Below are 19,473 nucleotides of genomic sequence, written 5' to 3'. Positions count from 1 at the left end.
TGCTCTGGCTTAGCGCTGCTGCTCCAGCTGGAAGGTGGAAACCGTATCGGCCAGCTGGCGCGCCTGATCTTCCAGCGAGGCGGCGGCAGCCGACATTTGCTGCACCAGCGCGGCGTTTTGCTGCGTAACGCCATCCATCTCATTGACCGCCACGCTGACCTGACTGATGCCCTGCGACTGCTCATCGGAAGCATTAACGATTTCGTCGATAATCGACTGCACCGCCGCCACGGACTCGGTCATGGTTTTCATGGTTTTGCCGGTCTCATTCACCAGCGAGACGCCGGTGCTGACCCGTGACGAGGACTCGTCGATCAGCGCGGTGATCTCTTTTACCGCATTGGCGGAACGCTGCGCCAGATTACGCACTTCAGAAGCCACTACTGCAAAGCCGCGTCCCTGTTCACCGGCGCGCGCCGCCTCTACTGCTGCGTTCAACGCCAGAATATTGGTCTGAAAAGCGATGCTGCTGATCAGGCTGGTGATATCACCAATTTTGCGCGAGCTTTCGTCAATCTGCGCCATGATCTCTACCACCTGCTGTACCAGCGCCTCGCCGCGTCCGGCTATTGCCGTGGCGTTGTCGGTCAGCTCCGTGGCCTGGTGCGCGTTATCGGCATTCAGCTTCACCGTGGCGGTTAGCTCCTCCATGCTGGCTGCCGTCTCCTGTAGCGCGGAAGCCTGCTGCTCAGTGCGTGCAGAGAGATCGAGGTTGCCGCTGGCGATTTCGCTTGCGCCGCTGCGTACCGAGGCACTGGCGGTCATGATCTCGCTCACCATGCTACGCAGCTGCTGTTGCATGGTTTGCATGGCGTAAAAAATACTTTGCTGATCTTTCGCCTGCACATTGATGGTGCGGCTTAAATCGCCTTGTGCAACCGCCAGAGCAAGGCTTGCTGCTTCGGCCGGTTCGCCGCCAACGGGACGTGCGATTTTACGACTGAAGATCAGGCCCAGCACGCCGCAGACCACCATAATGCTGACCAGCATCAACACCAGTGCCCAGATAAGCTGACGGTTAGCGGCGGCCATGACATCACTGACTGGTGCGACAATCGCCAGCTGCCATGGCGTTTCGCTGTTGCCGATATGGATTGGTTGCCAGCTAATAAATGTGGCTTGCTTCAGGAACGGATCCTGATATTCATGCACCGTGAGGTTTTCACCTTTTTCTCCCTGCCAGGCTTTGCCTGCCAGCGATGGATCGGGGCTGGCGATAACTTTACCCTGATGCGACAGCAGCATCGCATAACCCTTGCCCTGCCACGGCTTGATGGCGCCAATCACTTTTTGCAGTGTCTCCAGCGAGAAGTCAGCGGTGACCACGCCTTTGAACTGACCATCCTTGATGATCGGCGCGGCAACCGAAGTCAGCATCACCTCTACGCCGTTATAGGGATAATGATAAGGTTCGAGGATCACATCTTTCATGCGCTGACGCGGCAGCAGGTAATAGTCACCAATACCCGGCTTCTCATAGTCTACCAGGTTATGGAGCGCGAGCTGACCCTCACTGTTGCGATCGGTATAGCGTGCATAGCGACCGGTAGCATCCTGGTCCGGCTGGCCTGCAAATTCCGCATCTCTGCCGTCAAACGCGTTGGGTTCAAAGGCCAGTGCGACTGAAAGGTAATCCTGATGCGAACCCAGCGTAGCGGTCAGCATACGATCCAGCGCCCGGCGCTCCGGCACGCCCGCCTCTTTTAAGCTCCAGCTGTCATTACCCAATGCACGCGCAGTGTGTAATGCCTCGTCGAGCTTGTTTTGCACCTGTTGCGCGTTGGCCCTGGCGATTTGCTGCAGGTAATCCTGCGCCAGCTGGCGCTGCTGATCGCGTGACTGGCTACTGAGTAAGCCGATAGTGAGAATAAACCCGAGGGAGATGGTAATGACGCCGGTTAGCAGCATCAGGGTCTGGGTGCGCATTTTGCGCCGACTGGCAGATAAAGTGGTCATGTCATTCCCCGGAAAAGTAAAAAATTAAAATAACCTCCTGTCAGTGAGTGTCCTTCTGTACAGCTTATCGGCAATAAATTAATAAAGTTGAGTGATGATTACATATACTTACTTTATCCGTTGCGTTTATTAGCGAGATATGCATAGTTCGTCAAATCTATGCCACACTTGAGAGACCTGTTACTTCACATAATTAGGGGGATCAATGAATCGATTTCCACACTCGCAAGAGACTATCGTGCAGCGCGCCGGTACCGGCCTGCAAACTTACATGGCGCAGGTTTATGGCTGGATGACTTGTGGTCTGCTGCTGACTGCCTTTATTTCCTGGTATGCGGCGAATACGCCTGCGGTAATGGAGCTGGTATTCGCCAACCGTATTACGTTTTTTGGGCTGATCATTGCGCAACTGGCGGTGGTATTTGTGCTTTCAGGCATGGTGCATAAGCTTAGTGGTGCGGTGGCCACTGCGCTGTTTATGCTCTATTCAGCAATGACCGGTTTAACCTTAGCCAGTATTTTTCTGGTGTATACCTATTCATCTATCGCCAGCACCTTCTTTGTCACCGCCGGGATGTTCGGTGCCATGAGCTTTTGGGGCTACACCACCAAACGCGATCTCAGCAAAATGGGCAGCATTTTATTTATGGCGTTGATTGGCCTGCTACTGGCTTCGCTGGTTAACTTCTGGCTGAAAAGCCCGGCGCTGATGTGGGCGATTACCTATATTGGCGTGTTGGTGTTTGTCGGCCTGACGGCCTATGACACGCAAAAGCTAAAGGCAATAGGAGAAAATATTGATACGCGTGATAAAGAGAACCTGCGCCGCTATTCAATTATGGGCGCGTTAACGCTCTATCTGGACTTTATCAACCTGTTCCTGATGCTGCTGCGCATCTTTGGCAACCGTCGCTAGAGGTATGCTGCGCATCTTTCACAATCGCCGCCAGGGCATATTGCGCATCTGCGGCAACCGTCGGCAGAGCAGCACCAGACCTGTATTCAGGCCAGTGCCCCTTGTAGAGTAAGTAACCCCGCTGCGGGTGAACAAAGCACCGGAAGATCCGTTTTTCGGTGCTTTATTTTTTGGTGAAAAAACAGAGCTGCAAGAGGCACCTCCATGCCAGCTATTATTTCGCTAAAATGTGAAGAGAGTCATAAGGCCAGGTCAAGCAGAGACAATTTTCAGTGGCCGATAAATATTCCCTCCCTGAGTGATGCCGTATACTCCTCTCAGGCAATGAAATGCTTATTTATTGTTTAACGCTTGTTCCGTTAGATAAACAGGCAAAGAAGGCGCTTCTTCGAATCAGTAATTTATTCGGGATATAAGGATTTTGTTATGGGAAAGAAAACGATTTACTTGTTTTGTTCCGCTGGAATGTCTACTTCATTGCTTGTTTCTAAAATGAAAGCGCAGGCGCTGAAATATGAGGTCCCGGTAATCATTGAAGCATTTCCGGAGTCTCTGGCGGCTGAAAAAGCTCCCGAGGCGGATCTTATTCTGTTGGGACCGCAAATAGCCTGGATGCTGAAGGATATTCAAAAATTCGTGCCAGAGAAACCGGTTGAGGTTATTGACTCAGCGTTATATGGCAAAATAGATGGATTAGGCGTATTAAAATCGGCCGTCGCCGCAATAAAAAAAGCAGCCGGAAATTAAAGCAGGTTTATTTTTCGTCAAAGAGACTCTTTTCACGCCTGGCCGCCAGACTGGCGGCATAAAAGGAAAATAAAATGAGTAAACTCATTGATTCACTTGAAAGGGTGCTGCTTCCCTGCGCCATAAAACTGGGGAAGCAGCCGCACGTTAACGCCATTAAAAACGGATTTATTAAACTGATGCCGCTGACCCTGGTCGGGGCGATGTTTGTCCTTATTAATAACGTATTTCTGAGCTTTGGCGCAGGCTCATTTTTTTATTCCCTGGGAATTCGCCTGGATCCGGCAACCATTGAAACGCTAAATGGATTAAAAAGCATCGGCGGCAACGTTTATAACGGCACGCTGGGAATTATGTCGTTAATGGCGCCTTTTTTTATCGGCGGCGCGCTGGCGGAAGAGCGTAAAGTTGATATGCTGGCGGCAGGCGTGCTGGCCGTAGCCGCCTTTATGACCGTCACACCCTATAACGCAGGGGACGCCTATGCCGTTGGGGCAAACTGGCTGGGCGGCGCTAATATTATTTCCGGCATTGTCATTGGTTTGATTACGGCTGAAATGTTTGCCTTTATTATCCGGCGCAACTGGGTGATTACGCTACCGGAAAGCGTACCTGAATCCGTATCCCGTTCATTCTCGGCGTTGATTCCCGGTTTTATTATCCTCTCTGTTTTCGGCATTGTTTCGTGGGTGCTGGCACTATCCGGCAGCAATTTCCATCAAATTATTATCGACTCCATCTCTACGCCATTGGCCTCAATGGGCGCGGTGGTTGGCTGGACCTACGTTATCTTCACCTCGCTGCTGTGGTTCTTTGGCGTGCATGGCTCGCTGGCGCTGGCGGCGCTGGACAGCGGTATTATGACCCCGTGGGCGCTGGAGAATGTCGCCATCTACACCCAATATGGTTCGGTCGAGGCGGCGCTGGCTGCTGGTAAAACCTTTCATGTCTGGGCCAAACCCATGCTCGATTCCTATATTTTTCTTGGCGGCACCGGCGCCACGCTGGGCTTGATTATCGCTATTCTTATCGGCTCGCGACGTGCCGATCATCGTCAGGTGGCAAAACTGGCGCTTCCTTCCGGCATCTTCCAGATCAACGAGCCCGTGCTTTTCGGCCTGCCGATTATCATGAACCCGGTGATGTTTATCCCCTTTATGTTGGTCCAGCCCGTGCTGGCGGCGATAACGCTGGCTGCATATTACTTAGGGATCATTCCGCCCATTACCAATATCGCGCCCTGGACCATGCCAACCGGCCTTGGCGCCTTCTTTAATACTAACGGAAGTATTGCGGCTCTGCTGCTGGCGCTGTTCAACCTGTGCATCGCCACGCTGATCTATCTGCCTTTCGTGGTGATTTCCAACAAAGCCAACAGCGCTATTGCCCAGCAAGAGAGCGAAGAAGATATCGCTAAGGCGTTGAAATTTTGATTACCGGGGCTGAAACCCTTTCAGCCCGCGTTAACTCCCTTAATGTTGCGAGGTAAACATGTTTAATCTGGATAATCAGGCTGAAGCCGCACAGCAAACCGAGGAGCTGGAAGAGGTGGTGATGGGGTTAATCATCAACGCCGGGCAGGCCCGCAGTCAGGCCTACGCCGCCCTGAAACAGGCAAAAGCGGGAAACTTTGCACAGGCGCAGGCGCTGATGACATCGTCCCATCTGGCGCTAAATGAGGCGCACCGCATACAAACCCGGCTGATTGAAGAGGATCAGGGCACCGGTAAAACCCACCTTAGCCTGATCCTGGTGCATGCGCAGGACCATCTGATGACCTCAATGCTGGCGCGTGAGCTTGTGACGGAACTCATTGAGCTGCATGAAAAAATAAAATAACGTGTGGAGTCACAATGATGCAGCCACGGGTATTGAGCATGGAGATTAAAACGGCGCATGAAAGCCAACTGTTTGACGGCCAAAATTTTCATGTGTTTATCTACAACAAAACCGAAAGCATCTCCGGGCTGCATGAGCATGACTATTATGAATTCACCGTGGTGCTTACCGGACGTTATTATCAGGAGATAAACGGCAAAAGAGTGCTGTTAGAGCGGGGCGACTTTGTTTTTATTCCGTTGGGTTCAAACCACCAAAGCTTCTATGAGTTTGGCGCTGCCAGAATATTAAATGTCGGCATCAGCAAGGCCTTTTTCGATCGCCACTATTTGCGCCTGCTGCCGCCTCATTTTGTCGCTTCGCAGGTTTATCAGATCAAAAGCGAGTTTCTTAACTATATCGAAACCATGGTTTCTTCGCTCAACTTCAGAAACGGCGAGTTTAATGAGTTTCTGGAGATGGTAACCTTTTATATTGTCAACCGACTGCGGCATTACCGCGAAACGGAAGCGATAACGCATATTCCACCCTGGCTGGAGACCACGGTTGAGAAAATGCATGATAAAGCCTGGTTCGGCGATAATGCGCTGGCAAATATGGTAGCGATCTCCGGAAAGTCGCAGGAGTATTTAAATCGCGCCACACAGCGTTATTATGGCAAGACGCCAATGCAAATCATTAATGAGATACGTATCGACTTTGCGAAAAAACAACTTGAAATAACCAACTACTCGGTAACGGATATCGCTTTTGAGTCTGGATATAGCAGCCCAAGCCTGTTTATTAAAAATTTCAAACGGCTAACCTCTTTTACGCCGAAGCATTACCGAAAACAGCTGTGCCGTATGAATTAGCCTGGCGCTAACCGTCTCAGGCTGGATTCAAATATTTATTTGCTGATTTAATTTGCAGTGCCGCGCCACTGTACAGGAGTTCCTATGAGCAAAAAAGTGAAAGTCGTCACCATTGGCGGAGGCAGCAGTTATACCCCGGAATTACTGGAAGGTTTTATTAAGCGCTACGATGAATTACCCGTTAGCGAGTTATGGCTGGTGGATGTTGAGGCGGGTAAAGAGAAGCAGGATATTATATTCGATCTCTGCCTGCGCATGATTAAACGTGCCGGCGTGCCGATTACGCTCTATAAAACCCTCGACCGTCGCGCCGCGTTGGTTAATGCTGATTTTGTTACCACGCAGCTACGCGTAGGGCAATTAAAAGCGCGCGAACTGGATGAGCGTATTCCGCTCAGCTATGGCTATCTGGGACAAGAAACCAACGGGGCTGGCGGGTTATTCAAAGGGCTGCGCACCATTCCGGTGATTTTCGACATCATCAAAGATGTAGAGGAGATTTGTCCGCAGGCGTGGATCATCAACTTTACCAATCCGGCAGGCATGGTAACCGAAGCGGTGTTTCGCCATACCGGCTTTAAACGATTTCTTGGCGTATGCAATATCCCGGTTGGGATGAAAATGTTTATCCGCAACGTGCTGCAGGTAGCGCCGCAGGATAACCTGTCGATCGATCTTTTTGGCCTAAACCATATGGTGTTTATCAAAGATGTTCTGGTTAACGGCACCTCGCGTTTTGCTGAACTGCTGGAAGGCGTGGCTTGCGGAACGCTGAAGGCCAGCGGCGTAAAAAACATTTTTGATTTGCCGTTCAGCGCCGGGTTAATCCGCTCGCTGAAGCTGATCCCCTGTTCCTATCTGCTTTACTACTTCAGGCAAAAAGAGATGCTGGCTATTGAGACGGCCGAGTTCTACAAGGGCGGCGCGCGCGCAACGGTGGTGCAACAGGTTGAGAAGCAGCTTTTCGAGCTGTATAAAAATCCTGAGTTAGACACGAAACCCAAAGAGCTTGAGCTGCGCGGCGGGGCTTATTACTCCGATGCGGCATGCGAAGTGATAAGCGCCATCTATAACAACAAGCAAACCGAACATTACGTCAACTTCCCGCATAAGGGCCATATCGATAACATTCCAGCCGACTGGGCGATTGAAATGACCTGTACCATCGGGCGCGACGGTGCCACGCCCACCTCACGCATCAAACATTTTGATGAGAACGTCCTCGGGCTGATTTATACCATCAAGAGCTTTGAGGTGGCGGCCAGCAGGGCGGCGCTGAGCGGTGAATTTAATGATGTGCTGCTGGCGCTGAACCTGAATCCGTTGATTCACTCCGATAAGGATGCGGAAAGCCTGGCGCGCGATATGCTGCTGGCGCATCAGGCCTATCTGCCTGAATTTGCCCAGGCGATAGCTCAGCTGAAATAACCCGGTATCGGCGCCTGCTTCGGCGAGGCGTTCTCAAAGGGAGAATTATGGATAAATTGTTGATCGTAAACGCCGATGATTTTGGCCTTAGCAGAGCGCAAAATTACGGCATCATTGAGGCATACCGCGACGGCATTGTGACCTCCACGACCGCCATGATGAATGCGGCAGGCGCAGAGCATGCCGCAGCCTTAAGCAAGCTCCATCCTGAACTGGCCGTGGGCATGCACTTTGTCTTAACGCTGGGGAAGCCGCTTTCAGCGATGCCGAAATTAGTCAATGCGCAGGGCGAACTTGATAAAGGGATCTGGCAAAGAGCACAGACGGATACCTTGCCGCTGGAAGAGATCCAGCAAGAACTGGCCAGGCAGTTTGCACGCTTTATCGCCTTGTTTGGTTATGCGCCGACCCACATCGACAGCCATCACCATGTCCATATGATCCCGCAAATCTTTCCTATCGTCGAAGCGTTCGCGAAAGAGAAGGGAGTAGCGATACGCATCGATCGTCGCGAGATAACCGCGCATGGCATTAAGCTTCAGGGCGCAAAAAGCACGCAGGATTTCGCCACTGACTTTTACGGGGAGGCGATTACGGAAGCGTTACTGCTGGAGACGCTGGATAGGGCGCAGGCACGCGGGGTGCAATCTCTTGAGGTTATGTGTCATCCCGCCTTTATCGATCGCCCGCTTCTTACCAGCAGTTATTGTTGGCCACGGCTGGATGAACTTGATGTGCTTACGTCAGCATCGTTGAAATATGCGATTGCCGAACGGGGTTATCGGCTGGGAACATTCAGGGATCTATAGCTGCCGTTTTTAGCGGAAAGGCGTGCTGTCTGCGCATGTAGCTCAAACCCGGCATCATCAGCGTGATGCCGGGTGATATGGTTACTGTGTGAGTTTGCTGTGCGAGTTTAGCCTGTCGTCCGTTTCGTGTCGTTCCTGGTGCTTATCCTGTTCCGCCGGTTGCTCGTTATCTTGCTGCTGCATTTTTCGCTCGTTTTTTACCCGCAGATGTTTCGCCCGGCTTTCCAGCCACAGGTAAAGCACCAGCGCCAGTAGCAGCGGCAGGATAAAGTAGAGCACGCGATAGGCGAGCAGGGCGGCGATAATCTGCCCATGACCAGTATGCTCATCACGCAGCAACGCCAGAAATACCGCTTCCAGCACGCCGATACCGGCCGGGATATGGACTATCACCCCGGCGATACTGCTGATCAGCAACACGCCCAGCACTACCGGATAATTCACTTCCTGTCCCAGCAGCAGCCAGATGATTGCCCCCATGACCATCCAGTTAGCGCTGGAGATAGCAAACTGAAACAGCGCCATACGCAGCGAAGGCAACGCCAGTTTTTGCCCTTTGACTGTCCAGCGACGTCGTTTAGAAAAGGCGCAGGCGCCCAGGTAGGCAAGAACCAGCAGCGCCAGAATGCCGCCGATCAACCGCAGCGTCCCTTCGCCAATAAACCAGCCGGGCGGTACCGGCACCATACCGGCGGTAAAAATAATTCCCGCCAGCAGGATATAGCCGAGCCAGTTGGTGGCGATACTGAGAGAAAAAATACGGGTGATAGTGCTGCCGCTCAGCCCCAGCCGGGAGTAAAGCCGATAGCGCATCGCAACGCCGCCCACCCAGGTACTTAGCGTCAGGTTAAAGGCGTAACAGATAAACGACACCAGCATCACCTGACGTTTGGCCAGCTTATGACCGCAGTAGGCGCGGCCAATCAGATCATAGCCGCCGTAGGCGAGATAACTCAGGATCACCAGGCCTACCGCGCTGAGAACCGCTATGCGGTTATAGTTGACGATCACCTTCCAGACATCTTCCCAGTCTACTTTGCCGGCATAGACCCCCAGCAGTACAATAACCGCAATAAAGAACAGCCAGGTGAGGATTTTTTTGGCCAGCTTCCATTTGGGATGGGCTTTTGACATCAGGATTTTACCCCTTGTTTTTCGCTATCAACGCGATCCTGGGTTTCCAGTTCCGGCTGAACCGGCGGCGGCACCTGCTTTACTTTAGGCGTATGGGCAGGCAACCAGCCGGCAATAGCAGGGAAATGGCGCAGGAAGTGGAAAACAATCACGCTTTTAGTCAGCTGCAGCCAGGTGCGCTTCGGTAGTTTATCTTCCCGTACGCGCACACAGTCTTTCTGTAACAGCTGCTCCAGATTATCGCGCAGCGTCTGGTTAAACTGTCGATCATGAATAATCAAATTTGCTTCCAGATTCAGCGACAGGCTAAGCGGATCGAGATTACTGGAGCCGACCGTGGCCCACTGTTGATCCTGTACCGCTACCTTTCCGTGTAGCGGACGGCGAATATATTCATACACCTCCACGCCGCCTCCTACCAGGTAGTTATACAGCAGCTCCGCGCCTACTTTAACAATCGGCATATCGGGTTCGCCCTGTACGATCAGACGCACGCGCACGCCGCGCTGGGCGGCATTTTTCATCTCGCGCAGCAGGCGATAGCCGGGGAAAAAGTAGGCGTTGGCGATAATCACATCCTGTTTAGCGTTGCTGAGCATCTCCATATAATGCTGTTCAATATCGTCGCGATGTTTATCATTATCGCGAAAAACAAACAGCGCCTGTGCATCGCCGGGCTTCTGGTTGCGCGCCGGGCGATGAGAACGTTGCCCCCACCAGCGGCGCGTATTCGCTTCGCTGCCAAAAGCCTCCGCTACAAAAGCACCGATATCGTCGACAATCGGCCCTTTAACCTCAACAGCGTAATCCTGCTTGGCTTCCGGGCCGAAATCGGTGTTGTGCTCGGCGGAAAAGTTAATGCCGCCGACAAAGGCGATAACGCCGTCGACAACCACAATTTTACGGTGCAGCCGACGGAAGACATTGGTGCGCATGCCCATCACCAGCGGGCGAGGGTCATAATAGAGAAAGCGCACGCCAGCAGAGGTAAGGCTGGAAATAAACTCATCAGACAGATCGGGTGAACCGTAGCCATCAACCATCAGCTCGATTTTTACGCCGCGCTTCGCGGCAGCCAGCAGTTCGCGATGCAGCGCCTTGCCAACGTTATCCTCAAACAGAATAAAGGTTTCCAACAGCACACTTTGCTGTGCGCGCTGAATCGCCCCAAATACGCGTGGGAAAAACTGTTCACCGTTTTCCAGTAACTGGATACGGTTACCATCGCGCCAGTTCATTGTCATAAGTGAATCTCCACAGCCAGCGGCGCATGATCGGAAAGATGAGACCAGGGCCGCACAGGTAATGCCCAGGGATGACTGGTTGCGGCGTTACGCACATAAATACGATCGAGGCGCAACAGCGGAAAACGCGCCGGGAAAGTGCGCGCCGGGCGTCCGTGCTTACGGCTGAATACCTCATCAAGATTGGCGCAACGTTTTAACATTTTATTGGCGCGCATTTGCCAGTCATTAAAATCACCTGCCACCACCAGCGGCGCATCGGAGGGCAGGGCGGCGATCATCTCGCACATCATCTTCATTTGCGCATGGCGATGCGCATCGCGCAGACCAAGGTGAACGCACATAACATGCAGCGTCTGATCGCGGTCAGGAAGCTGTAACTGACAGTGCAGTACGCCGCGCCTCTCGGTGCCCGCTACTGAAATATCGCGGTTCTCATACTCAACGATTGGGAAGCGGGAAAGCACTGCGTTGCCGTGATGCCCTTCAGGATAGACAGCGTTACGTCCGTAAGCGAAATCGTTCCACATGGTATCAGCGAGAAACTCATAGTGCGGGGTGTCCGGCCAGTTTTCCACCTGCAGTGGATGCACAGCGTGCGTACCCATTACCTCCTGTAAAAAAACGATATCAGCGGACGTCGCGCGTACTGCTTCGCGCAGTTCAGGTAAAATAAAGCGCCGGTTGAAAGTAGTGAAACCCTTATGTGTATTAATTGTCAGGACTTTAAAGGAAAATCCTTGCGCTTTTTGTGACATACTGGGGGCGCTCTCCTTTTGATTTTGATTTCCGATAAAGTGTAGTCTTTGTCACAAAAGGGCGCTGACTTCCGCCGCGTTTTGCGGCATTGTCCGAAAACTGCGTTACATTATGGACATCCGTCGTTGGCTTTGCCGACTACTTGGATCGCATTTAAACGCGATCAGGAGAAGAGAATGAAATGGTTTAACCGTATACAGATTGCCACTGGCCAACCCTGTCTGCACATTTCTTTGCATCTGGTGATGCTTGTGGCTCTGGTTTGGGGCTGGCGGGAACGGGCGTTGGTTGAAGTGAGCAGCGTACTGGTTGCCGCCTATGCTGCGGTATTTATCGCTATGCTGCTGACGCAGCGTATACCGCGTCTGCGGCGCACCGGTGATTTTTTAGAAGAGATCACCACCACCTACTATTTCGGCGCGGCGATGCTGCTGCTGTTTTTGGTTTCACGCATCCTGCATAACAATCTGCTGCTGGCCTGTCTGGGGTTGGTGATGCTGGCAGGACCGGCGCTGGTTTCGCTGCTGGTGAAAGAGCCGCCGCCGCGTATCGAAAAGAAACGTAGCTAAGCCTGCTGCTCTTCTGCTGTCAGGGCCGCCTTGTGCGGCCCTGGTTTTTTCTGCCGCACACGCTTTTTGACGCCACAGCGCCACGCCGCTATCGCCCCGACGTGTAAACTGTTACACTGATCTCATTACGCACCGTAGTTTGTGCCCTTTCAACCGCTTGCTCAACAAGCGTCATGATCTCCCCCCTGGAAACTGCACCGTTAACGACGGTCAGGGTGGAACCGGAGTTGAACCCCTATGTCCTTTGATTCTCTCGGCCTGAACGCCGATATTTTGCGTGCCGTGGCCGAGCAAGGCTATCGTGAGCCTACCCCTGTACAGCGCCAGGCTATCCCGGTGGTACTGGAAGGTCGCGACCTGATGGCCAGTGCCCAAACCGGCACCGGCAAGACGGCAGGCTTTACGCTGCCTATTCTGCAGCGTCTGAGCGCGAAACCGCTGGCGGCGAAAAGCCGTCGCCCGGTACGCGCATTAATTCTTACCCCGACGCGTGAACTGGCGGCGCAGGTAGGCGAAAACGTACGCGACTACAGTAAATATCTGAGTCTGCGCTCGCTGGTGGTATTTGGCGGCGTCAGCATCAACCCGCAGATGCTGAAACTGCGTGGCGGCGTGGATGTGCTGGTGGCAACGCCGGGCCGTCTGCTCGATTTGGCGCAGCAAAATGCAGTCGATCTGTCACAGGTAGAAATCCTGGTGCTGGATGAAGCGGACCGCATGCTCGATATGGGCTTTATTCATGATATCCGCCGCGTTCTGGCGCGCCTGCCGGCGAAACGTCAGAATCTGCTGTTTTCCGCCACCTTCTCCGACGAAATTAAAGGTCTGGCGGAAAAACTGCTGGATAACCCCAGCCAGGTTGAAGTTGCGCGTCGCAATACCGCTTCTGAACAGATTACTCAGCATGTGCATTTTGTTGATAAAAAACGCAAGCGGGAACTGCTGTCGCTGATGATTGGCCAGGGCAACTGGCAGCAGGTGCTGGTATTTACCCGCACCAAACATGGCGCGAACCATTTAGCCGAGCAGTTGAATAAAGATGGCATTACTGCCGCTGCGATCCATGGTAATAAAAGCCAGGGCGCGCGTACTCGTGCGCTGAGCGACTTTAAAGGCGGTCAGATTCGTGTGCTGGTGGCGACCGATATCGCCGCGCGCGGCCTGGATATTGAAGAGCTGCCGCACGTCGTTAACTATGAACTGCCCAACGTGCCGGAAGATTATGTGCACCGCATCGGTCGTACCGGTCGCGCCGCCGCAACCGGCGAAGCGATATCGCTGGTCTGTGTGGATGAGCACAAGCTGCTGCGTGATATTGAGCGTGTACTGAAGCGTGAAATTCCACGTATGGCGCAGCCAGGTTTTGAGCCGGATCCGAGCATTAAAGCGGAGCCGATCCTCAATGGCCGCCAGCAGCGTGGCGGCGGCGGTGGACGTAGCCAGGGCGGTCGCGCTCAGGGCGGCGATCGTCAGCCTTCAGGCCAGCGTCAATCCGCTTCAGCGGATCGTCAGCCGCGTCGCGCTTCCGGCGAACGTGATGGCAATCAGCCGCGTCGCGCCTCTGGCGATGGCAGCAATCCGCGCCGCGCTTCCGGCGAACGTGATGGTAATCAGCCGCGTCGCGCTTCTGGCGATGGCAGCAATCCGCGCCGCACTTCCGGCGACAGCAGCCATCCACGCCGTCTTTCCGGCGATGGCAATCAGCCGCGCCGCACTTCCGGCCAGCGCCCGGCACAGGCGCGTAGCGATAAGCCTTCCGGCAATCGTTAATTTCGCCTGGCTAAAAACGGCTACCCTTGCGGTAGCCGTTTTTTTTGCTGCATACCGCGTTAGCTTCCCGCTGTTTTTTTATCCGCTTCTGTAATAAACGCCTGCCCGGGTGATTCTCACTTTCAGGCAAAAGGCGTAAACTTGCGCGTCAATTTTGTCAAAGGTATTTCTCATGCGGGTGTTACTGGCGCCGATGGAAGGCGTACTTGATTCTCTGGTACGCGAATTACTGACCTCAGTGAATGATTACGATCTTTGCATCACCGAATTTTTACGCGTGGTGGATCAGCTGCTGCCGGTAAAATCTTTTCTGCGTCTCTGCCCGGAGCTACAGCACCAAAGCCGTACCTCTTCCGGCACCTTAGTCAGAGTTCAGCTGTTGGGACAGCATCCGCAGTGGCTGGCGGAGAACGCGGCGCGGGCGGTAGAGCTGGGTTCGTGGGGCGTCGATCTCAACTGTGGCTGCCCCTCGAAGCTGGTGAACGGCAGCGGTGGCGGGGCTACGCTGCTGAAAGATCCGGAGCTGATCTATCGCGCGGCTAAAGCAATGCGCGAAGCGGTGCCCGCTACGCTGCCGGTAACGGTAAAGGTGCGTCTTGGCTGGGACTCTGGCGAGCGACGTTTTGAAATTGCCGATGCGGTACAGCAGGCAGGCGCCAGCGAACTGGTGGTGCACGGGCGCACCAAAGAGGATGGCTACCGTGCCGAGGCGATTAACTGGCAGGCGATTGGTGAAATCCGTCAGCGTTTATCGATCCCGGTGATTGCCAACGGTGAAATCTGGGACTGGCAAAGTGCACAGGCATGTATGGCGACAACCGGCTGCGATGCGGTAATGATTGGTCGTGGCGCGCTTAACGTGCCTAACCTGAGCCGGGTTATTAAAGAGAATGCGCCGCCGATGCCCTGGCCGCAGGTGATGGCGCTGCTGCATCGCTACACCCGGCTGGAAAAGCAGGGCGATACCGGGATGTACCATGTGGCACGTATCAAACAGTGGCTGGGCTATCTGCGCAAAGCATATCCGCAGGCGGATATGCTGTTTACTACCGTCCGCACCCTGAAAAACTCCCCGGAGATCGCGGCGGCGATCGATCGTCAGTGCCAGCTGGCCGAGGCTTTATCACTTAACGAGGCGTTATAGCATTACCAGCAGCGTATAAAACAGCGCGGCCATTAGCGCGCAAGCCGGTAATGTCAGCAGCCATACCAGGCCCATGCGTTTCAGCGTTTGCCACTGCAGGGCGCTGCGATTCGCCACCATGCTGCCTGCGACGCCGCAGGTCAGCACCTGAGTAGTGGAAACCGGCAGGCCAAACTGCTCCGCCACGCCTAATGTTGTCATGGTGACCAGTTCGCTGCTGGCGCCCTGCGCTGCGCTAAGCGGCGCTTTACCGGTGCGTTCGCCAATGGTAATAGCGATGCGCTGCCAGCCGGTCAAGGTACCCAATCCCAGCGCCAGCGCCACCATGATTTTTACCCACCAGGGGATTAGGCTGCTGGCGTGATTTAACTGTCCGGCCAGCGCCGTCAGCAGTGCGCGCTCATTATGCGTCAGCGGCACAGGGCTGTTTACCAGCTGATGCAGGGTTTTGCTGGTCAGCGACATTTGCAGGCGCAGGCGGGTTGCCTCACTTGTTGAGAGCCGATCGAAGCGGGTCAGGGCGCTCAGCTGTTGATGCAGGCTGCCCGTCACTTTGCCCAGCGCTGGCAATACCTCTTGCTGCCAGCGCTGCTGCTGTAAATAGCGCTGCAGTTCACTTTCTGCCATCGGCAGTGTGAGATCGCTGCGCTGCGGCAGCTGCGCCTGCGCCTGTGCGGTCAGCACGGTTAAGCTGGCTATTTCGCGCTCCGGCAGAGTGCGGTTCAGGGCAAACGTGCCCGGCAGCGCGATCAGCAGGATGACCATAATCAATCCCATACCTTTCTGCCCGTCGTTGGCTCCGTGCGCGAAAGAGACGCCGCTGCTGGTCAGCAGCAGCATGCCGCGCAGCCAGAGCGGAGGAGGGCGTTGCAGATCGGCAGCCTGAGTGAGCTGGCGATTCGGCAATAGCGCCTTCATTGCCAGCAGCAGCAGCCCGGCGGCGACAAAACCCAGCACCGGCGACAGCAGCAGCGCCCAGCCAGCCCAGCCAGCCTGATGCCAGTCGATGCCGGTCAACGCGCCATTGCCGTTCAGCAAGCTACTGGCACCGCCCACGCCTACCATCGCTCCCAGCAGCGCATGAGAAGAGGAGGAAGGGATAGCGAAATACCAGCTGGCAAGATTCCAGCTAATCGCCGCCAGCAGCAGGGCATAAATCAGCGCGTAGCCATGACGGGCATCCAGTTGCAGCAGTCCCTCTGCTGGCAGCAGAGATATGACGCCCCAGGCCACCACGCCGCTTGCCAGCAGCACGCCCAACATATTCGCAATGGCGGAAATCAGCACTGCCCGCCCCGGGGAGAGCGTACCGGTATAAATTACTGTCGTAACGGCATTGGCGGTATCGTGCACGCCGTTAACAAAAACAAAGCCCAGAGCCAACAGCAGGGCGCCGCTCAGCAGCAGGTCAGGAGTAAAAACGTTGCCCGAGGCGCGCATCTCAGCCGCAAGCTGTGCCATCATCCAGCCGATCGCTACCAGCAAAAGCAGGCCAGCCATTGCCATTCGCAGACGCTGTTGTCGACCGGATCGTGCCGGATAAAGCGTGGGGAAGCGTGAGGTATAGCGGGCAAAGGTGCTGTAATCGCTCATATCACACCGTAAAATTATGGAATGCTCCTGTGGTGATACGCTTTTTATATGACAACAGTATGACGTGATGGAAAGGCCGGCAGCAAAGACATTCCCTGCGCACGGCAAGCCACAACCGCAAAGAGAGTGAGATAAAGCGTCAAGGGAGAAATTAATGCGGCCTAATAACAGTAAGCCGCTTTCATATTGTTATGATCTGTTGTTCAGATAACGATTAGCGAATAAATCAGTGCTGCCTGATGAAATAGCATATCAGGGTGATAAAAAGAGAGTGGCAATTAGTCGCAGCCCGCCGACATAAACGGTGGCGGGCTGCGTGACGGAGCAGGAATAACATTCCCTGGTGTGAAAAAAAAGAAAGAAGATATTTATTTATCACCTTTCAGGTGATGAAAGGATTAATGATAAAGTTTTATTTTCCGTCAACCGTTTATTTGTAGGCTACAGGATAAAAATAGATAATTTTATTTACGGTTAATGTCTGCTTAATGATAATTGATTTTGTGCTAATTAATAATTAACCTTAAAATAAAAGACATATTATTATTCAAACGAGATGGCGTTATTTATCATCCCGCCAGCGACGAGAAAGTGACGTTCACCGCGCCGGTAAATAGTGGTTTCAGAATTATCTTCTCTTTTACTGCTGCCGGTTCGCTGCCAGGCTTACTCCTTTGCCCGTCAGGGATCTAAGAAACCAGGCCATGCTCTATTTCAACATTTCCCGCCTCCTTTTTCCTGCCCTCTGGCTGGTTGCGCTGTGGTGCAGCGCAGCGATGGCCGACACCGTTTGGCTAAAAAATGGCGATCGCCTTAGCGGTAACGTACGCTCGCTGGAAGACGGAAAATTAATTATGGATACCGACTGGGGCGGTACGCTGTCACTAAACTGGCGCGCAGTCAGCACGCTTAACAGTAAAAACCTGGTTACTTTACGCAATAGTCAGACTGGAGAGAGTTATAGCGTCAAACTGGAGGCGGCTGAAGCGGGCTGGCTGACGGTGGTCAGCAGTAATCAGCAGGAAGAGAAGGTCGCGGTTTCCCGTATCGACGATTTTATGAAAGCGAAAGTCAAAAGCGAGCGGCTTAACTGGAGCGGCAACGTGGATGCAGGCATTAACCTGAAACACGCATCGACCGAAACGCAGGATACCCATTTCTCTTTCAACAATAAAATTAGCCAGGGTAAATGGCGGCATAATTCCGGCGCAACCTGGAATCGCGAAACAGAAGACGCCAGCGTCAAAACCTATAATTACAGCCTGCGCTATGCGATTGATTATACCTTTCGTGAACAGTTCTTCTGGCAGGGACGCGCCAGCTATAAGCGTGACTGGGTTGAAGATCTGGCGCATCAGGCGCTCATCGGCACCGGGCCAGGCTATCAATTCTGGGATAAATGGTAAAAAAAGGGCGATAATCATCGCCCTTTTTGATACTGCTTTATGCTCAGGAACCACTATTTTCGTCAGCAGGCGCTACAGGCTGAGATTGATCCACAGGCGCAGGGTTGCCGTTTTGCTCGGCAGCATTGGTCGGCAGCGTCTGATTTGGTGCCTGGGTATCAGCATTTTGCGGAACCACTGGCTCAACCGGCGCTTCTTCCGCTAATCCGTTAACCTTCACCGGCATACCGGAGCGCGCTCTCATCGCCTGATCGACGATCGTCTGGTTTACGCTGGCGTCAGACAAGATTTTGCTCACCGCAGGCGTTAACGTGATCGGTACCGGCGCACGCGATTTAAACTGCTCTTCAGTAGTGGAGAGCGGATTATGGATCTCAACATAACGCGAACCATCCGGCTCTACCGACGCCTTAACCGGCTGATCGATAAACTGCACGCGCGTGCCAACCGGCACGTTATCGAACAGCCATTTAATATCGTCAGCACGCAGACGTACGCAGCCGTGGCTTACGCGCAGGCCAATACCGAAGTTAGCGTTGGTGCCGTGAATCGCATAGAGGCGACCGATATAAAGCGCATAAAGTCCCATCGGGTTATCCGGACCGGCCGGGAACACTTCAGGCAGCGTCTCGCCGCGCGCGGCGTACTCTTCATGCATTTTTTTGGTTGGCGTCCAGGTCGGGCCCGCTTTTTTGCGCTGCACGGTGGTGGTCCAGTCTACTGGGGTATCCTTGCCCAGTTCGCCAATGCCGATAGGCAGCACGACAACGGTTTTGGTGCCTTTCGGGTAATAATAGAGACGCATTTCGGCGCTGTTGATGACAATCCCTTCACGCGGCGCGTCGGGCAGAATCAACTGGTGGGGAATAATCAGTTTTGAACCGGCCTGCGGCAGATAAACGTCAACGCCGGGGTTGGCTTCGAGCATATTGCTCAGGCCCATTTGATATTGTGCAGCAAAAGCTTCCAGAGGAAGTTTGCTGTCCTGCGGGATGGTAATTTCCAGGTTTTCTCCCGTCAAACGGCTGTTGGCCGGAGGCAGAGGATAAACCACAGCAAGCGCCTGCTGGCTAAATGCCACCAGTGCTACTGCCAGTGAAGCGATCGCGCGAATGCTCTTTTTCATCTTATTTCAATTGATTAATGCCATTAAATGGCTTGTTAGAGAGTCGACCCAGGTGCGGCCATTGTGACCGGCTGCACATTATATGTGCATAACCTCTGATTGTGGAACCAGGATTTTTCGTAACCGCACCAGCTTTCCTTAACTCTATGTCATTTCACACAATCTTGCCGGGCCTGAAG

Annotated in this window: 17 protein-coding genes; 11 read left to right on the top strand and 6 right to left on the bottom strand. The window is 53.6% G+C overall.

All coding sequences use genetic code 11. From position 1 onward, the window contains the following. Nucleotides 1–9: 9 nt before the first annotated feature. Nucleotides 10–1,956, bottom strand: coding sequence for a methyl-accepting chemotaxis protein (locus ACQE32_RS08715; RefSeq protein ID WP_427021642.1), 1,947 nt, complete (start codon nt 1,954–1,956; stop codon nt 10–12). A gap of 205 nt (nt 1,957–2,161) precedes the next feature. On the opposite strand from ACQE32_RS08715, the gene ACQE32_RS08710 reads away from it, so the two are divergent. The 7 genes from ACQE32_RS08710 (at nt 2,162) to chbG (ending at nt 8,549) form a co-directional block, all read left to right on the top strand. After that, a complete protein-coding gene (locus tag ACQE32_RS08710) occupies nt 2,162–2,872 on the top strand; it encodes a Bax inhibitor-1/YccA family protein (protein WP_250652173.1) in 711 nt (236 codons plus the stop codon). Between the two features lie 426 nt (nt 2,873–3,298). Continuing rightward, complete coding sequence (locus ACQE32_RS08705; protein WP_426981039.1) at nt 3,299–3,619, top strand: PTS sugar transporter subunit IIB; 321 nt, start codon at nt 3,299–3,301, stop codon at nt 3,617–3,619. A 74-nt stretch (nt 3,620–3,693) separates the two neighbouring features. Continuing rightward, nucleotides 3,694–5,052 carry a PTS N,N'-diacetylchitobiose transporter subunit IIC gene (gene chbC, locus ACQE32_RS08700; RefSeq protein ID WP_426981041.1) on the top strand — a complete coding sequence of 453 codons (1,359 nt, stop codon included), beginning with the start codon at nt 3,694–3,696 and terminating at the stop codon, nt 5,050–5,052. Nucleotides 5,053–5,110: 58 nt separating this feature from the next. Next, nucleotides 5,111–5,458, top strand: coding sequence for a PTS N,N'-diacetylchitobiose transporter subunit IIA (gene chbA / locus ACQE32_RS08695; RefSeq protein WP_426981043.1), 348 nt, complete (start codon nt 5,111–5,113; stop codon nt 5,456–5,458). A 14-nt stretch (nt 5,459–5,472) separates the two neighbouring features. After that, nucleotides 5,473–6,312, top strand: coding sequence for a transcriptional regulator ChbR (gene chbR, locus ACQE32_RS08690; RefSeq protein WP_426974156.1), 840 nt, complete (start codon nt 5,473–5,475; stop codon nt 6,310–6,312). An 84-nt stretch (nt 6,313–6,396) separates the two neighbouring features. Beyond that, complete coding sequence (locus ACQE32_RS08685) at nt 6,397–7,740, top strand: 6-phospho-beta-glucosidase (RefSeq protein WP_426974157.1); 1,344 nt, start codon at nt 6,397–6,399, stop codon at nt 7,738–7,740. A gap of 47 nt (nt 7,741–7,787) precedes the next feature. Next, entirely contained in the window at nt 7,788–8,549 is a 762-nt protein-coding gene (chbG, locus tag ACQE32_RS08680; RefSeq protein ID WP_427021641.1) for a chitin disaccharide deacetylase, read from the top strand. An 81-nt stretch (nt 8,550–8,630) separates the two neighbouring features. Here the strand turns inward: chbG and ACQE32_RS08675 are convergent, their stop codons facing one another. Genes ACQE32_RS08675 through ACQE32_RS08665 form a run of 3 tightly spaced genes read right to left on the bottom strand, consistent with a single transcriptional unit; the run spans nt 8,631 to nt 11,685 of the window. Beyond that, nucleotides 8,631–9,683: a lysylphosphatidylglycerol synthase domain-containing protein gene (locus ACQE32_RS08675; protein WP_426974159.1), complete on the bottom strand. Its 1,053-nt coding sequence runs from the start codon at nt 9,681–9,683 to the stop codon at nt 8,631–8,633. Continuing rightward, nucleotides 9,683–10,927 carry a cardiolipin synthase ClsB gene (gene clsB / locus ACQE32_RS08670; RefSeq protein WP_426974160.1) on the bottom strand — a complete coding sequence of 415 codons (1,245 nt, stop codon included), beginning with the start codon at nt 10,925–10,927 and terminating at the stop codon, nt 9,683–9,685. Before clsB ends, ACQE32_RS08675 begins: the two co-directional genes overlap by 1 nt. Beyond that, nucleotides 10,924–11,685, bottom strand: coding sequence for an endonuclease/exonuclease/phosphatase family protein (locus tag ACQE32_RS08665; protein ID WP_426974161.1), 762 nt, complete (start codon nt 11,683–11,685; stop codon nt 10,924–10,926). Before ACQE32_RS08665 ends, clsB begins: the two co-directional genes overlap by 4 nt. Before the next feature lie 177 nt (nt 11,686–11,862). Here ACQE32_RS08665 and ACQE32_RS08660 point away from each other — a divergent pair, with 177 nt between their 5' ends. From ACQE32_RS08660 to dusC, 3 genes are all read left to right on the top strand, one after another. Next, the gene (locus tag ACQE32_RS08660; protein ID WP_250652182.1) at nt 11,863–12,255 is read left to right on the top strand and encodes a YbhQ family protein; all 393 of its coding nucleotides are present in this window, start codon (nt 11,863–11,865) and stop codon (nt 12,253–12,255) included. 237 nt (nt 12,256–12,492) lie between these two features. Then, nucleotides 12,493–14,025 (top strand): ATP-dependent RNA helicase RhlE, encoded by a 1,533-nt coding sequence (gene rhlE / locus ACQE32_RS08655; protein ID WP_426981046.1) that lies wholly within the window; start codon nt 12,493–12,495, stop codon nt 14,023–14,025. A 172-nt stretch (nt 14,026–14,197) separates the two neighbouring features. Further along, complete coding sequence (gene dusC, locus ACQE32_RS08650) at nt 14,198–15,169, top strand: tRNA dihydrouridine(16) synthase DusC (protein ID WP_426974163.1); 972 nt, start codon at nt 14,198–14,200, stop codon at nt 15,167–15,169. Here the strand turns inward: dusC and ACQE32_RS08645 are convergent. Then, nucleotides 15,164–16,762 (bottom strand): inorganic phosphate transporter, encoded by a 1,599-nt coding sequence (locus ACQE32_RS08645; protein ID WP_427021640.1) that lies wholly within the window; start codon nt 16,760–16,762, stop codon nt 15,164–15,166. The genes dusC and ACQE32_RS08645 overlap by 6 nt on opposite strands. A 776-nt stretch (nt 16,763–17,538) precedes the next feature. On the opposite strand from ACQE32_RS08645, the gene ACQE32_RS08640 reads away from it, so the two are divergent. Further along, a complete protein-coding gene (locus tag ACQE32_RS08640; protein ID WP_427021639.1) occupies nt 17,539–18,168 on the top strand; it encodes a DUF481 domain-containing protein in 630 nt (209 codons plus the stop codon). A 43-nt stretch (nt 18,169–18,211) separates the two neighbouring features. Here the strand turns inward: ACQE32_RS08640 and ACQE32_RS08635 are convergent, their stop codons facing one another. Continuing rightward, nucleotides 18,212–19,294: a L,D-transpeptidase family protein gene (locus ACQE32_RS08635; protein ID WP_426974166.1), complete on the bottom strand. Its 1,083-nt coding sequence runs from the start codon at nt 19,292–19,294 to the stop codon at nt 18,212–18,214. Nucleotides 19,295–19,473 lie beyond the last annotated feature (179 nt).

The organism is Pantoea sp. FN0302 (assembly GCF_050113775.1).
Classification (GTDB): domain Bacteria; phylum Pseudomonadota; class Gammaproteobacteria; order Enterobacterales; family Enterobacteriaceae; genus Mixta; species Mixta alhagi.
This window is presented reverse-complemented; position numbering and strand designations above follow the sequence as displayed.